The following is a 13,686-nucleotide window of genomic DNA, read 5'->3' as shown; positions in this document are numbered from 1 at the left end:
GACCCCGGAACCTGGCAAGGAGCATGCAATGGAACTTGAACACCTGCTTACCAAGGCCGCTTGCGAAGAAACCGTGCTGGCGTTTTTCCATGCGTTGGATACGCGCCGGCACGAAGCCGCCGCCGCGCTGATGACCGAAGACGGCTGCTGGGAACGGCAAGGACGGCTGCTGTCCGGCCGCGAACAGATCCTGGACGCGCTCAACGGCCGCGCGCCGGATCGCGCCACCTGCCATGTCGTGACCAATCTGCGGCTGGCCACGCTGGACGGATCGCGGGCCACGGTCGCCTATTTCCTGACCGCCTACGAGAGCCGGCCCACGGAGCAGGGCGGGGCGCCCCGGTTGGTCGCGATCCGCGAATGCCAGGACACGCTGGTGGCCACCGCGCAGGGCTGGCGGCTGCAGGACAAGCGCAGCCGCCGCCATCTGCCGCCCGAATGAGCGCCGGATGTCGAGCCTCAGGCACTGAATCGCAGCCATCGAATCACAGCCACTGCATCACAGTCACCGAATCCCAATCATCCCGGAGAACCTTCCATGGATTCCGCCACCATCAAGGCGCTGGCGCAGCGCCTGGACCAGGCCGAGCGCGGCCGCAGCCAGGTGCGCCAGCTGTCGCTGGACCATCCCGACATCACCATCGCCGACGCCTACGCCATCCAGCGTGAATGGGTGGCTTCCAAGATCGCGGCGGGCCGGCGGCTGGTCGGCCACAAGATCGGCCTGACCTCGCGCGCCATGCAGCTGTCGTCGCAGATCGACGAGCCGGACTACGGCGCGCTGCTGGACGACATGCTGTACGGCGACGGCGCCGAGATCCCGCGAGATCGCTACATCGTGCCGCGCGTCGAGGTGGAACTGGCCTTCATCCTGGAGCGCCGCCTGCAAGGGCCGGACGTGACGCTGTTCGACGTGCTGGACGCCGTGCGCTACGTGATTCCCGCGCTGGAAATCATCGACGCGCGCTCGCACCAGATCGATCCCGACACCAAGCGCCCGCGCAAGGTCTTCGACACCATCGCCGACAACGCGGCCAACGCCGGCGTGGTCATGGGCGGCCGCCCTGTGCGGGTCGGCGACACCGACCTGCGCTGGGTCGGCGCCATGATGTCGCGCAACGCCGTGATCGAGGAGACCGGCCTGGCGGCCGGCGTGCTGAATCATCCGGCCAACGGCGTGGTCTGGCTGGCCAACAAGCTGGCCGAGCACGATGTGGCGCTGGAGGCCGGGCAGATCATCCTGAGCGGCTCCTTCACGCGGCCGGTCTACGCCGAGCGCGGCGACACCTTCCACGTCGACTACGGCGCGCTGGGCGCCGTCAGCTGCCGTTTCGTCTGAGGAAAGCCGGATCCAGGAATACCCGCAGCAACCCGCGCGCCACATATCCACTACACAGGGCGCGCGCTACCATTGAACAGGAGACAAACTTGAAACCCTACAAGAGCTTGATCGGAACGGTCGCCGCCGCCTGCGCGTCGCTGGCGTTCTGTACGGCCCAGGCCGAGCCGGCCTGGCCCACCCACGTCATCACCCTGGTGGTGCCCTTCGCGGCCGGCGGCGGCGGCGACACGCTGGCGCGGCTGATGGCCGAACCGCTGGGACGCGAGCTGGGCCAGACCATCATCGTGGAAAACCGGCCGGGCGCCGGCGGCAATATCGGCACGTCCATCGCCGCGCGCGCCAATCCCGACGGCTACACGCTGGCATATGGCACCAACGGCACGCAGGCCACCAATCACTGGCTTTACAAGAGTCCTGGCTACGCGCCGGGCGACTTCGAGCCGGTGTCGCGCTTCACCATCATTGCCGCGGCCCTGGTGGTGAACAGCGCCGATGAACGCTTCAAGACCCTGGAGCAGCTGATCGCCTACGCCAAGTCGCGTCCGGGCGAACTGACCTGTGGCTCGGCCGGCAACGGCACCTCGTCGCACCTGGCCTGTGAACTGCTCAACCAGATGGCGGGCATCAAGGTCATGCACATCCCGTACAAGGGTGGCGGCGCGGCCATGACCGACCTGCTGGGCGGCCGCATCTCGTTCATGATCGACGTGATGCCCAACGTCTCGGGCCAGATCGCCGCCGGCAAGCTGCGCGCGCTGGGCGTGACCACGCCGGAACGGGTGGCGTCCAATCCGGACATTCCCACCGTCAGCGAGGCGGGCGTGAAGGGCTACGAGTTCTACGCCTGGGACGGCCTGTACGCGCCCAAGGGCACGCCGGTCGCCGTGCTGGACAAGCTCAACGCCGCCCTCAACCAGGTGCTGCAGAAGCCCGAGGTGCGCAAGATGCTGGAATCGCGCGGCGCCATTCCGTCGCCGACCACGCGGGCCGGCCTGAAGGACTTCGGCGCCGAGGAATACGAGCGGCTGGGCAAGGTGGTGAAGACCGCCGGCGCGTCGATCGACTGAGCGGGGCCAGGGCAGGCGGTGCGCAAGCGGACCGCCTGCGCGCCGCGCGACCGGATCAGCCCAGCATCCGCAGCGCCATGGCGACGAGCCACTGCGCGTCGGCGGGCCTGGCATGCTCGCGGGCCTGCGAGTCGGCGCCCACCGCCACGAAAGGCGCCCGCACATGGGCGCCGATCTGGCCGGCGATGGGCTGGTGGTAGTCCGTGACCGCGAGCACGGGGCGCGCATCGCCGTTCAGGCAGGCGTCCAGATGCGAGGTCCGGGGCGTCATCAGGGGGTTGAGCCCGTTCCAGCGGTCGGCGGCGCCGGCGTCGCGCGCCAGGCGCGTATAGCTGGGGCAGCTCCAGATCTCGCTGTCTATGCCCCAGTCACGGCGCAGCCACCCGGCCGCCTGGATCACGCGCGACAAGGCCTTGCCCGCGCCGCACAGCCGGATCCGCGCGTCGGCCGACGCCGGGCCGATGCGGTACATCCCGCGCCAAGCGGCTTGCGCGTCCGGCTCGCTGAGCGGATCCGCGCCCGCGTCATCGCCATGCAGCGTCAGGTAGCAGCAGCCGGCGTCACCGTCCACATACAGGGCTTGCAGCGCGCCCCGCAGGATCGCGCGGGCCTCGTCGGCCGATGCCGGGTCATACGGCGTGCAGGGCAGGTAGGCATTGAGCCAGACCGGCACATCGGGCATCACGCCCTTGGTCCAGCGCGACGGCGTGGTTTCCGCCAGGTTCAGGATGATGCCGCGATCCTGCGTTTCCCAGCAGGCCGCGCGCAGCGCGCTGGCGGCGCTGGCGCGCAAGAAATACAGCAGCGGTTTTTCATGGCCAGGCTCCGCGCCGCCGAAGCGCAGCGGCCAGGCCGCCGCGAGGCCGGCGTCGGGCACATCGTCCGCGCCCGGGCCCTTGATCAGCGACAGGTGGCTGGCGTCCCCGGCATCCGCGAGCAGCGCGCGCGCCAGTCCCCGAGCCATCGCGGCCGGCGACTCCCGTGCCTGATGCGCCGCGCCGGAACGACGGGCGGCCATGCGCGCCAGGCAGGCCTGTGCGGCGGCGCGAGTGCTGGCCGAAGGTCGCGGCCCATTGTGCGTGCGGGTGGACATCAGTGTTTGCTCGGCGGATGCACGCGGCGGCGCGTGCTTTGATTAGAATTGCATTTGCAACTATTGTAGCAGCAAGTATTCCACGCAATCAAACCGGAGCGCTCCATGGCAGCCGACAACCGAAATCCCATCACGTTCTACACCGCCGACACGCCCAACGGCCTGAAGGTCGGCATCTACCTGCATGAGGCGGGCCTGGCACACCAGCGTCATCCCGTGGACCTGGGCGCGGGCGAGCAAAAGCGGCCCGAATACCTGAAGATCAACCCGAACGGCAAGATTCCCGCCATCGTCGACCACGAGGCCGGGCTGACGGTGTTCGAATCGGGCGCGATTCTTTCGTACCTGAGCAACAAGACCGGCCATCTGCAGCCGGACACGCTGGCCGGACAGCTGGCGGTGCAGCAATGGCTGCATTTCCAGATCGGCGGCATCGGCCCCATGCTGGGCCAGCTCTGGTGGTTCCTGCATGGCTCCAAAAGCGGCAACGAAGAGGCGATCGAGCGCTACCGCAAGGAGTCGCTGCGCCTGCTGGGCGTGGTGGACCGACGGCTGGCCGAATCGCGCCATCTGGCCACGCCGGATTACTCGATCGCGGACATCGCCGCCTTTTCCTGGCTGAGATCGGCTGAGGAGCTGCAGCTGGACATCGCGCCGTTCGCGCACGTGGGCCGGTGGCTGGAGGCCATCGAGGCGAGGCCGGCGGTGCAGGCCGCCGTGCGGGAAAACCAGGGCGGCTGATTGCGGACGAAACGGTCCGCAATGTTGCGCCCGCCGGCTGCTTTTTCCAACGGGTTCCCGGGCGCACACTGCCGTCCGTCATCACCCCCAAGGAACCCAGACCATGACATCCGCACACGTCGCCGCCTTCGTTGCCGGCCCCCAGCCCACCGTCTTCATCGTCAACGTCATCCATGCCCATCCCGGCAAGCAGGAGCAAGCCTTCAGCGCCATCCAGGACGTGGTGCACTACGTCGCCCGCACCAAGCAGGGCTTCCTGTGGAGCAATCTGTCCAAGAGCACCGACGGCAAGACCGTTGTCAACATCGAGGCCATTTCCGGCGCGAACAAGGTGGACGAGTTCTTTTCCGATCCGGTATTCCTGGAGAAATTCCGCCGGCTCGACGAGGTGTCCACGAGCGAATTCCATACCTATCGCGTGGATGACCTGGTGCTGCCCGGGGCATGACCTCGTGCGGCTTGAGCGCCCCAGGGCTGGCGGGCGCGAGGCGCACTGAGCATCATGCATCCGCCCGCCAGCGCCACGGGCAGCCGGCAACGATGCCCTGGGCGGCCAGGGCATCGCCATCGCTGGCCGACGCGTCGGCGTAGTCGATGGGGGCTTCGGCATTCGGCCGGTTGTGCCAGAGGGCGCGTTCGGGCGGACAGACCGCATGCAGGCTGGTCACCAGCCATAGGGCGCCGCTGCGGGCCAGCGACAGGGTGGCGTCGCAAATGATGCCGTCGCGGCTGGCTTGCGTGCCGCGTTGCCCGATCAGGGCGTAGCGGCCGGTCAGGACCAGCGCATCGTCCCGCGCCCGCAGGTCCAGCACGCGTTCCAGCACCAGATCCGTCAGCACGAACCGGCGGACATGCAGGAAGCGCTGGAACGATTCGACCGTGGTCGCGCTGCCCTTGATGCTGAACTGCGCATGCGCGAACGTGGCGCGCAAGGCCGTCCAGTCACCGTGGATGAAGGCGCTGCGCAGTTCGCGCAACAGAGCCAGCGCCTCCGGCGGCGGCGTGTCCATCAGCGCAGGAAGCTGGCGGCGGCCGGTTGTGCGAACGGCACGGCCGGCCTGGCCGGGTCGGCTTGGCGGGCACGGCGCCGGATGAGGCGGGCGACCGAGGCGCCGTAGCGCATGTCGGTGTCGCGGATGCCCAGCCAGGCCACGTGCGAGTCGCCGGCGGTCGCGCGCACCCGATTGCCTTCCCAGAAGACGTAGCGCCCGTCGGGCAGGCGGCTGTAGTCCAGCGCGATGATGTCCAGGCCCACCGCCCGTGCCGCCGCCAACACGCGTTCCGGATGCGGCTCGCCCTCCAGGCGGAACACCTCGTCCATCGAGCAGGTCTGCGCCCACAGGGCCGCATCCTTGTAGTTGACGAAGGCGGATATCGAGCGCATGAAGTGGGCGGGAATCACCTCATCGTCCACGACATAGCTGCGGAATTTGTGGAAGTAGAGCCCGGAGCGCTCGGTCTCGACGAACTCGATGGCGAGATTCAGGGGCAGCATGCCCTTCGCGTCCGGATAGGTCTGCAGGGCGAGCCGGCGCTGGGTCTCGATGGTGCGCTGCGCGTCCTCGGGCGTGCGCGCCAGATACATGCCCGACCCCCGATGCATGCCGTCGCGCCGCAGCACCAGCGGGTACGTCAGGTCGGTGATGTCCTCGAAGGCCGAGAAATGCTGGTACTTCGCGCATTCGATGCCGGCATCGGCCCAGCGGCTCAGGTAGAAGGAATGCAGGCTGTGCGCGTTCTCGACAGTGCCTATGACGGGAAAGCCGCGGGCCAGCAGTTCCGCTTCCCGGCGCGCGCCGTAGTAGACATAGTTGCGGTTGTAGTATCGGTAGACCGAGACGTACATCGCGTCATAGCGGTCGAGCCGGGGCAGCGGGTTCCAGGGGTTGTACAGGTGCCATTCGATGTTCTGCTCGTCCAGCCCCCAGACGATGGAGCGGTGTTCCATGGGCAGCATGAAGCCCGTCAGGGTTTCGAAGCCGGTCATGATGAGCACGCGCAAGCGCTTCATTGCTGTCCTCCGTTGGGGAAGGCGGGAGCCCGCGTCACCGGCAGATGCCGCAGACCGTGGAAGCTGACCGTGGGATGCCAGAGCGGCGCGCCCGCCAGCGACAGGCGGGGAAAGCGCGCGACGATGGCCTGCAGCGCGCGCTGGCCCTGCATGCGGGCAAACCAGCCGCCCAGGCAGGCATGGCGTCCCAGGCCGAAGGCCACGTGCCTGTTGTTCGTGCGGGTGATGTCGAAGCGCTCGGGATCCTCGAAGACCTCGGGATCCCGGTTGGCCGCGCCCAGCACCAGCATGAGCTGGTCGCCGGCGGCAATCCGCTTGCCCGCCAGTTCGTGGTCCTGCGTCGCCACCCGCCAGGCGATCTGCTGGGGCGATTCGACACGCAATATTTCCTCGATGGCCTTGGGCCAGAGATCGGGCTGCTCCCGCAGCAGGCGTCGCTGCTCGGGATGGCGCAGCAGCAACAGCAGGCCGTTGCCGATGAGATTGACGGTGGTCTCATGTCCGGCGGGGAACATAAGCACCAGATTGGCCAGCGCGTCCTCGAGCCCGACGGGATGCTCCTGCATGGAACGCATCAGATCGCCCGCCAGTCCGGCATCCTCGGGGCATTCCATTTTCTCGCGCAGATATTCCTTGAACGCGGCGATGCCGGCCGCGGCATCACCGAGCACCGGGGCCGCGGGCAGCGGTTCGATCAAGGAGGCCACCTGGTTGGACCAGGCCTTGACCTGGGCCTGGTCGGCGGAGGCGACATCGAATACGCGGCAGACCGTGCTGACGGGCACGGGCAGCGCGAAGTCGCCGACGGCATCGAAATCCTGGTCGCCGTCCAGCGCGTTCAGCCGCTGTTCCAGGATGTCGTCGATCATCCGCGCCAGGCGTCCTTCGCTGGCCGGGCTGAACGCCTGGATGATGGCCCGCCGCAGCGGCTTGTGATCCGGCTCGTCGCGATTCAGCACGGAGTGCGTGAGCAGCCACGCCACGCCGGGGCGCGAGCGGTAGCGCTGGGCAAAACCGGGCCAGCGCGAGACTTCCGAGCTGTATGAAGGATCGCGCAAGACTTGGCTGACTTCCGCATAGCGGGTCAGCACCCAGATGCCCATGGCGCTCCTGTGCACGGGATCCTGCTCGCGCAAGTCCCGGTAGTGGGCATAGGGCGCGGCCGAGAAATTCTTGGCAAAGGGGTTGAAGCGCATGTCATTCATGATCCGTTCTCCAGCCAGTCGAGCAGGGCGCCATCGTCGCGCGGCCGTTCGCCGTGCGCCCGCAGCAGGATCTCGGCGGCCAGTCCGAACGGCAGCGTGACGATCAGCCCGCGGGGCTTGAAGCTGGCCAGGTAGATCGCCGCTTCCGCCACGCTGTCGATGCGCGCGAGCATGGCGCGCAGGTCTTCCGAGGATTGGATGCGCCAGCGCCGGCTGTAGGTGCGCGTGCGTTCTCGGGCGTGCGGGTCCAGCGCCAGCATGGCCCTGGCGAGGTCGACCAGGGCCAGCGCCGTGATGCGGTCCTGTCCGCTCGCCAGGGCGCCGATATCGCGCCACAGTTGCGGTTCCAGCCGGCAGCGGAAGGCCCGCGCGGCGGGCACCGGCGCCTGCGCGCGCAGGGAGCGGACCACGTCGGTCATGTCGGTGGGCGCGGCGCCCACCAGGCGGGCGGCGAGCGCGCGCAATTGTGGCGACAGCGCATCGCTGCCCGCGTGGGCCACCGGGGCGTCCAGGGTCGTCATCGGATGGTTGACTCGAAGGGGTGGATGGCCACCGGCCGTGGCCAGAGCGCGTAGGCGCGCAGCTGGCCGCTGGCGGTCAGCCTGGCCAGCAAGCCGTCGCTGGGATAGCGCATGCCGCGCAGATGTTCCAGCAGCTTGCGGGCGCCGCGCTGGGTCACCAGATAGCAGCTGGCGCCGCCACAGGACCAGGCCTCGTAGACCGACAGGGCGCCAGCCCGGCGAACGGGCGTGTCCCGCTCGGGATTGAAGGCGGGCCGGATCGAGGCCAGCGTCTCGTCGTTGAGATAATGCAGGTAGACCAGGTCGCCATCGCCAGGAAGCCCGCGCAGCAGCGTCCACAGATCCAGCGAGGGCGGCAGCACGAGGTCGTCTTCGCACACCAGTCCATAGCGCCGGTCGGACTGGCACAGCATGCGCCAGACGTGGGCATGGGACAGCGCGCAGCCCACTTCCGCGTGCGACATGGGGCCGGACAGTCCTTCATTCTGCGGATGCAGCTCGCCGGCGCCTCGCATGGCGTCGAGGTCGAGATCCGCGCCTTCCACCGCGTCGACGAAGGTCGCCGGCCAGCCCAGGCGGCCGAATTGCCTTTCCATATGCCGGCGGCGCGCACCGCTGCGCGGCAGGCTGATGCAATAGACGCCGCAGGGCAGCCCCAAATGGCCCGCCATCATGCGGCTCTCAGGTGCGACACCAGCCGCTGCAGCTCGTCGAATTCCTCGGACGCCTGCGGATCCGGGTGGGCCGTGGCTTGCGGCTTGAGCGTCAGCCGCTGCCCGAGCAGCAGGCCATCCATGCCGCAGGACTGATAGCATTCGATCGCGTCGGCGGCGGTCTCGACGATGGGCTTGCCCGCCAGATTGAACGACGTGTTCAGCAGCACCGGCACGCCGGTGAGCGCGCCGAACGCCTCGATGATCTCGTACAGCCACGGATTGTGTTCACGGCGCAGCGTCTGCACGCGCGCGGTGCCATCCACGTGCGTGATGGCGCCGAGCTGGTCCCGCAGCGCTTCCCGGACGGGGAACACGCGCAGCATGAACGGGCTTTCGTCATCGCCGGCCTCGCCCAGGTCAAACCATTGCCGCGCCTGCTCGTAGAGGACCACCGGGGCGAACGGCCGGAACAGTTCGCGATGCTTGATGCGGGCGTTCACGATATGGGTCATGGCCGGGCTGCGCGGGTCGGCCAGGATGCTGCGATTGCCCAGGGCGCGCGGCCCGTGCTCTGAACCATGCTGGAACAGACCCAGGATGCGGCCCTCGGCCAGCAGGGCCGCGATGTCTTGCGCGCTGGCCTGGCGCGTCGAGATGCCGTGGTCGGCCAGCGTGCGTTCCAGCGCCTGCGAGGTCTCGGCGGGCGGGCCGAGGTAGTCGGTGGCCACCGGCGCGCGCGGATGTCCCGCCAGGATTTGGGCGCCATACAGCGCGCAGGCCAGCGCATGGCCGTTGTCGCCGGGGTTGGGCGCGATGTAGAGCTGGCGAAAACCCGCCTCGTCGGCGATGCGCTGATTCGCGCAGCTGTTCAGCGCCACGCCGCCGGCCAGGCAGATGGCGTCCACGTCCGGCAGGCGGCGGCGCAGCGCGCCGGCCGCGTTGAGCATGATCTCCTCGATCATGCGCTGGATCGCGAAAGCGATGTCGGCATGCCCGGGCAGCAGCGCGCCATCCTCGCGGCGTGGCGCGTAGCGCGCGACCTGGGGCAGGTATTCGGCCGCCGGCGGGAAGGAGAACGAGCCGTCCTCGTGCAGTCCGAGCGCCGGCCGCAGCTTGCGGTAGAGCGTGTCGCGGCCATAGGAAGCCAGGCCCATGGTCTTGCCTTCGTCGCCCGCGTAGAACCCCAGATGGCGCGAGAATTCGGCGTACAGCAGTCCGGGGCTGCTACCGGGATGCAGGTGTTCCTGCAAGACCTCCATGCTCAGGCCATGCGCATGGCTCAGGGTCATGGCGATCCGCGATTCGTCCATGCGCCCCAGATCCTCGCCGCTCTCGTCGGCGGTCAGCACGGCGGCGCGCTCGAACGGACTGGGCAGGTAAGCCTGCCATTGATGGATCTGGTGGTGTTCCAGGCCGCGCACGACCTCGGCATTGGGGAACAGGCATTCCAGCAGCGTGCCGACGCGTCCCCAGTTGAAGGCGAAGTGGCAGTCGGCGGTGACGATCATGTCGATGTCTTCCGGCCCCAGCGGCAGGCCGCCGAGCAGGTGGCGCACGAATGGCAGCAGCGCGTCCTCGGAGATGAATGACGGCGGAAAGCCGTTGAATGAATAGTCGAGCGCGTCGCGGATGGCGTGGTCCACGTCGGACTCGCCGCTGTGGATGTCGGTCAGCTCGCGCCGGCTGAACAGCAGCGAATGCTTGCAGCCGGTGTAGCGGTCCAGCGTCAGGGCGCGCACCCCGTGGCGGGCGGAGACCAGGGCCGCGGCGGCGCCATGGCCGGTGGAGCAAAGGCCCAGCACGTTTGCCGCGCTGTGCCGGGGCGTATCGGGCGTGGTTTCAGGACCAGTCATCGGGACCCTCGTAGATGCGTGGATGGCTGCGGGCGACGTCGCCGGCGGTGACGCTCTGGGCCACCAGCGAATCGATGTAGGCCTGCAGGCCGGCATTGGCCCGCAGCATGGAGTTGAAGACCGAATTGACCCAGGTCAGGCAGTCAAGCTGGCATTTGTCGATCAAGGCGTCGAAATTGGAAGGCAGCGGATTGGCGGCCAGCGCCGTGATGATGGCTTGCAGGTCTGTCGCGACTTGTTGCCTGGAGGTGGCGTCCAGGCCCTGCTGCGCCTGCAAGGCCGTCAGCAGCGCCTGGGTCTGGGCGCTGATCTGAGCCACCGGAATGGAGGTTTCGGTGGCGGCCTCGCCCACGCCCTTGATGCGGCTCCATATCTGGTAGACCAGCGCGATCGGCGCCGAGAAAAGGCTTTGCAGATAGACGGCGTCCAGCAGCCGTCCGGACATGCGGGTCAGGTTGTAGAGGCGCTTGGCGACCTTGCCCAGGTTGTACTTGGCCTTGCCCGGCGTGCCGAACTTCTTCACTTCCAGCGCCAGCTGCGCCAGGTAGTACGCGCGCAGGTCGGCGCCGATCGCGGCGTACAGGCTCGCCACCAGCGATTCCTGGCGGGTGTCCAGGTAGATCTCCTGGAGGAAGGCGTCCTGGGCGCCGTCCATGGTGGTGATGTTGCCCACCGGATCCTGCCAGGTCGGGTCGAGCACGTTGCTGGTGTTCATCACGATCTGCTGAGACGGGTTCGAGAAGATCCAGTCGAACTTGATCCAGCCCGGATTGCTGCTGACGTCGGCCCAGGCAATGGTGGCGGACTGCCCGGTGTCCGTGCGCGTGCCCGTGATCTGGCCGGCCGTGATCTGGGCCGGAGTCCAGGCGATGGGCGCGCCCTTGGGGCCGACCTCGCTGCTGCCCGAGGCCTGGAAGGGATAGGGGTAGATGCCGAACTTCAGCTCGACCAGCTGCGCCAGGATGCCGGGGACATTGGGCGTCGTCATCCCCCGGCTGCGCACGATCGTGCCCAGCGTGGCCTGGGCCTGGGCCAGCGTGGCGGCGTTGATGTTGACCCGTTCGGTGAAGTCCAGATCGCCCGGATAGAGCTGGAAAGTGTCCTGGGCGGTGGAACCGGACATGGCCAGGGCGGTCTGCACGCCCGCGGGCACCGGCGAGCCATTGCCGCCGACGGCCACCACCGCCGTCACGCTGGAGGCCAGCGGCAGCGAGCTGCCGTTGAAGTCGATCATCGCCACGTTGGGACCAAACACGGCGTTGGCGCTGTCGCGCACGAACCAGGTGCCCAGGCAGTTGATTGTGGCGGCCCTGACCCAGGCGCGCGTGGTCACGCCGTTGTAGGGCAGGCTTTGCTGGGTCAGCAGGGCGCCGACCTGGTCCGGGCCCCAGCCGGCGATCGCGGTCGGCGCCGGGGACAAGGCCAGCGCGGCGCTGGGCAGGTAGATCTCGCCGCCGGTCGTGCCCGAGGCGCTGGGCAGCGCGTAGGAGCCGGACGGCCCGGGCATGGCGCTGGCGATGGCGGGCAGGGGCGAGGGCAGGGCGCTGACCAGCGCGGGCGTGCCGGCAAAATTGCCCTGGGGATAGAGCGCCGCGTCGGCTTCGTTCACCATCGCGCTGGCGCCCAGGGCGGCGCTGGCGGTCGCGGTGCCGGTCTGCCGCCAGCGCCGCGCGCCAGTGTACAGATCGAAGGCCGACAGATTGCCCGCGCCGTCCTGCGCCATCAGCGTCGTGCCCCACAACGTCGGCGTGGCCGAGAGCGGCTGCGACAAGGTCACGGACCAGCACTGCCACCAGGTGCCGGGCAGGTCGATGAAGGTCCAGGCATACACCGCCAGCTGGCCCGAGCGCGCTGGCACGACGAGCCGGTCGCCCACCAGCAGCACTTTGGAGAAATCGATGCCGGTGATGCCGGGGGGGACCACATTGGCGGCGACGGCCTTGGTGGCGGTATCCACCACGTCGAAGCTGTCGCCCTGGCCATTGAGCAGCGCCTGTCCGGATCCGGGGCTGACCAGCAGGGTGACGGCGGCGGGCCGCGCGAGCGTCCAGCTGGAGCCGTCGGCCTTGAAGCCGTAGAGCGTGCTGCCGGCAGCGGCCAAGGGCAGGCCGGCGGCCAGCGTGGCGCCGCACGCGGAGAAGTCGGTGCTGGTGCGCGCGCTCCACTTGATGGCGGGTTGCGAACCCAGCGTCAGCGCATAGACGCCCATGCTGGATACCGCGTACAGCGTCGCGCCATCGCCGCCCAGCAGGGTGGCGGTCACCTTCGATTGCGAGGCGGCGTTCATGAAGGTGAGCGCGGACTGGACCCCGGGCGTGGCGGGGTTGGTCATGTCCACCGAGACCAGGTTTCCCTGGCCGGTGCAGAACCACACCGTGTTGCCGGTGGCGACCGGCGTCGCGTCCACCGGGCCGCTGACGATGGGCGCGCTGTAGGGCCACAGGTCCTGGCCCTGGTAGGTATCGTAGGCATGCAGCGCGGACATCTGCGCGCCGCTTTCGCCAAACATCGCCAGGCGGCCGTATCCCAGCGGTGGCGCGGTCACTGGAGATTGCACCAGCGGAGCCATGCCCGGGAGCACGCTGCCGTCGACCGTCTGATAGAAGTTCAGCAGCGTGCCGACGGTCGGGATCGCGATGCCGCCGGGGGCTGGCGGTGGCGGCGGCAGTTCCAGCAGCGGGTACAGCGCCTGTACGTAGTTCATCGCGCTGACCGAGGCGGATGCCGGATCGCTGGCCGCCAGGGCCTGGGCGCCCGACAGGCTGGAGGATCCCTCGAAATCGAGCAGTCCGGCATATGCCACGCCCAACTCATGCATCAACGATGCCGCCAGCGCGATGGTGCCGGACGCGGAATCCAGATACACCTGCTGCCAGCAGGCGTCCAGGACCTGGGCGGTGGCGGTCGTGGTGGTGGAATTGACGATCTGCATGCAGATGCCGTCCATCATCTGCACCGACAGCGGCTTGGTCAGGTCAAAGGTGATGGTCAACGCGCCGATCCGGGCGAGCACGGCGGCGTAGTTGCCATTGACGGTGGCCGGCGACGTGCCGGCGCCGAACAGGGCCTGCAAGGCGGGCGAGGCGGGCAAGGTCGTGGCCGAGCCCAGCGCGTCGGTCAGCAAGGCCGCCGCGGCATTCAGCACGGCTTGCTGCCGCGTGGTCCCACCGATGAATGCGATTGGCACGGGCGCTCCT

The 13,686-nt window shown here is 68.6% G+C and carries 13 protein-coding genes; 5 read left to right on the top strand and 8 right to left on the bottom strand.

The window, feature by feature from the left end; all coding sequences use genetic code 11:
• Positions 1-28: 28 nt before the first annotated feature.
• The 3 genes from ACEU5R_RS11890 (at position 29) to ACEU5R_RS11880 (ending at position 2,409) form a co-directional block, all read left to right on the top strand.
• Positions 29-442 (top strand): nuclear transport factor 2 family protein, encoded by a 414-nt coding sequence (locus tag ACEU5R_RS11890; protein ID WP_103274380.1) that lies wholly within the window; start codon positions 29-31, stop codon positions 440-442.
• A gap of 96 nt (positions 443-538) precedes the next feature.
• Positions 539-1,339, top strand: coding sequence for a 2-oxo-hept-4-ene-1,7-dioate hydratase (gene hpaH, locus ACEU5R_RS11885; RefSeq protein ID WP_392410315.1), 801 nt, complete (start codon positions 539-541; stop codon positions 1,337-1,339).
• Positions 1,340-1,428: 89 nt separating this feature from the next.
• Positions 1,429-2,409: a Bug family tripartite tricarboxylate transporter substrate binding protein gene (locus ACEU5R_RS11880; RefSeq protein WP_392410313.1), complete on the top strand. Its 981-nt coding sequence runs from the start codon at positions 1,429-1,431 to the stop codon at positions 2,407-2,409.
• A 55-nt stretch (positions 2,410-2,464) separates the two neighbouring features.
• Here ACEU5R_RS11880 and ACEU5R_RS11875 read toward each other — a convergent pair whose 3' ends face one another.
• Positions 2,465-3,502, bottom strand: coding sequence for a pyruvate dehydrogenase (locus ACEU5R_RS11875; RefSeq protein WP_392410312.1), 1,038 nt, complete (start codon positions 3,500-3,502; stop codon positions 2,465-2,467).
• A 105-nt stretch (positions 3,503-3,607) separates the two neighbouring features.
• Between ACEU5R_RS11875 and ACEU5R_RS11870 the strand changes: the two genes are divergently transcribed.
• A complete protein-coding gene (locus tag ACEU5R_RS11870) occupies positions 3,608-4,243 on the top strand; it encodes a glutathione S-transferase family protein (protein WP_392410311.1) in 636 nt (211 codons plus the stop codon).
• Between the two features lie 103 nt (positions 4,244-4,346).
• Positions 4,347-4,691 (top strand): antibiotic biosynthesis monooxygenase, encoded by a 345-nt coding sequence (locus ACEU5R_RS11865; RefSeq protein ID WP_392410309.1) that lies wholly within the window; start codon positions 4,347-4,349, stop codon positions 4,689-4,691.
• Positions 4,692-4,743: 52 nt separating this feature from the next.
• Here ACEU5R_RS11865 and ACEU5R_RS11860 read toward each other — a convergent pair whose 3' ends face one another.
• From ACEU5R_RS11860 to ACEU5R_RS11830, 7 genes are read right to left on the bottom strand one after another with little or no spacing between them, the layout of a single operon-like run.
• Positions 4,744-5,253, bottom strand: a complete 510-nt coding sequence (locus ACEU5R_RS11860; RefSeq protein ID WP_392410308.1) for a hypothetical protein — start codon at positions 5,251-5,253, stop codon at positions 4,744-4,746.
• Positions 5,253-6,254: a hypothetical protein gene (locus ACEU5R_RS11855; protein WP_103274387.1), complete on the bottom strand. Its 1,002-nt coding sequence runs from the start codon at positions 6,252-6,254 to the stop codon at positions 5,253-5,255. Before ACEU5R_RS11855 ends, ACEU5R_RS11860 begins: the two co-directional genes overlap by 1 nt.
• On the bottom strand, positions 6,251-7,459 hold the full coding sequence (locus ACEU5R_RS11850; protein WP_392410307.1) for a cytochrome P450: 1,209 nt from the start codon (positions 7,457-7,459) through the stop codon (positions 6,251-6,253). Before ACEU5R_RS11850 ends, ACEU5R_RS11855 begins: the two co-directional genes overlap by 4 nt.
• A complete protein-coding gene (locus ACEU5R_RS11845; RefSeq protein ID WP_392410306.1) occupies positions 7,456-7,980 on the bottom strand; it encodes a hypothetical protein in 525 nt (174 codons plus the stop codon). The genes ACEU5R_RS11850 and ACEU5R_RS11845 overlap by 4 nt, the downstream gene beginning before the upstream one ends.
• On the bottom strand, positions 7,977-8,654 hold the full coding sequence (locus ACEU5R_RS11840; protein ID WP_158658412.1) for a glycosyltransferase family 25 protein: 678 nt from the start codon (positions 8,652-8,654) through the stop codon (positions 7,977-7,979). Before ACEU5R_RS11840 ends, ACEU5R_RS11845 begins: the two co-directional genes overlap by 4 nt.
• Positions 8,651-10,489, bottom strand: a complete 1,839-nt coding sequence (locus ACEU5R_RS11835) for a carbamoyltransferase (protein ID WP_392410305.1) — start codon at positions 10,487-10,489, stop codon at positions 8,651-8,653. Before ACEU5R_RS11835 ends, ACEU5R_RS11840 begins: the two co-directional genes overlap by 4 nt.
• On the bottom strand, positions 10,476-13,676 hold the full coding sequence (locus ACEU5R_RS11830; protein ID WP_392410304.1) for a PQQ-binding-like beta-propeller repeat protein: 3,201 nt from the start codon (positions 13,674-13,676) through the stop codon (positions 10,476-10,478). The genes ACEU5R_RS11835 and ACEU5R_RS11830 overlap by 14 nt, the downstream gene beginning before the upstream one ends.
• Between the last annotated feature and the right edge of the window lie 10 nt (positions 13,677-13,686).

Origin of the sequence: Achromobacter sp. 413638 (genome assembly GCF_043119405.1) — a bacterium.
Lineage (GTDB): Bacteria > Pseudomonadota > Gammaproteobacteria > Burkholderiales > Burkholderiaceae_B > Achromobacter.
This window is presented reverse-complemented; position numbering and strand designations above follow the sequence as displayed.

What these genes read in the sequence shown, in the direction of transcription:
- ACEU5R_RS11855 (WP_103274387.1), bottom strand. Translation starts at nt 6,254, where the DNA reads ATGAAGCGCTTGCGCGTGCTCATCATGACCGGCTTCGAAACCCTGACG.
- ACEU5R_RS11890 (WP_103274380.1), top strand. Translation starts at nt 29, where the DNA reads ATGGAACTTGAACACCTGCTTACCAAGGCCGCTTGCGAAGAAACCGTG.
- ACEU5R_RS11835 (WP_392410305.1), bottom strand. Translation starts at nt 10,489, where the DNA reads ATGACTGGTCCTGAAACCACGCCCGATACGCCCCGGCACAGCGCGGCA.
- ACEU5R_RS11850 (WP_392410307.1), bottom strand. Translation starts at nt 7,459, where the DNA reads ATGAATGACATGCGCTTCAACCCCTTTGCCAAGAATTTCTCGGCCGCG.
- ACEU5R_RS11845 (WP_392410306.1), bottom strand. Translation starts at nt 7,980, where the DNA reads ATGACGACCCTGGACGCCCCGGTGGCCCACGCGGGCAGCGATGCGCTG.
- ACEU5R_RS11865 (WP_392410309.1), top strand. Translation starts at nt 4,347, where the DNA reads ATGACATCCGCACACGTCGCCGCCTTCGTTGCCGGCCCCCAGCCCACC.
- ACEU5R_RS11860 (WP_392410308.1), bottom strand. Translation starts at nt 5,253, where the DNA reads ATGGACACGCCGCCGCCGGAGGCGCTGGCTCTGTTGCGCGAACTGCGC.
- ACEU5R_RS11870 (WP_392410311.1), top strand. Translation starts at nt 3,608, where the DNA reads ATGGCAGCCGACAACCGAAATCCCATCACGTTCTACACCGCCGACACG.
- ACEU5R_RS11840 (WP_158658412.1), bottom strand. Translation starts at nt 8,654, where the DNA reads ATGATGGCGGGCCATTTGGGGCTGCCCTGCGGCGTCTATTGCATCAGC.
- ACEU5R_RS11875 (WP_392410312.1), bottom strand. Translation starts at nt 3,502, where the DNA reads ATGTCCACCCGCACGCACAATGGGCCGCGACCTTCGGCCAGCACTCGC.
- hpaH (WP_392410315.1), top strand. Translation starts at nt 539, where the DNA reads ATGGATTCCGCCACCATCAAGGCGCTGGCGCAGCGCCTGGACCAGGCC.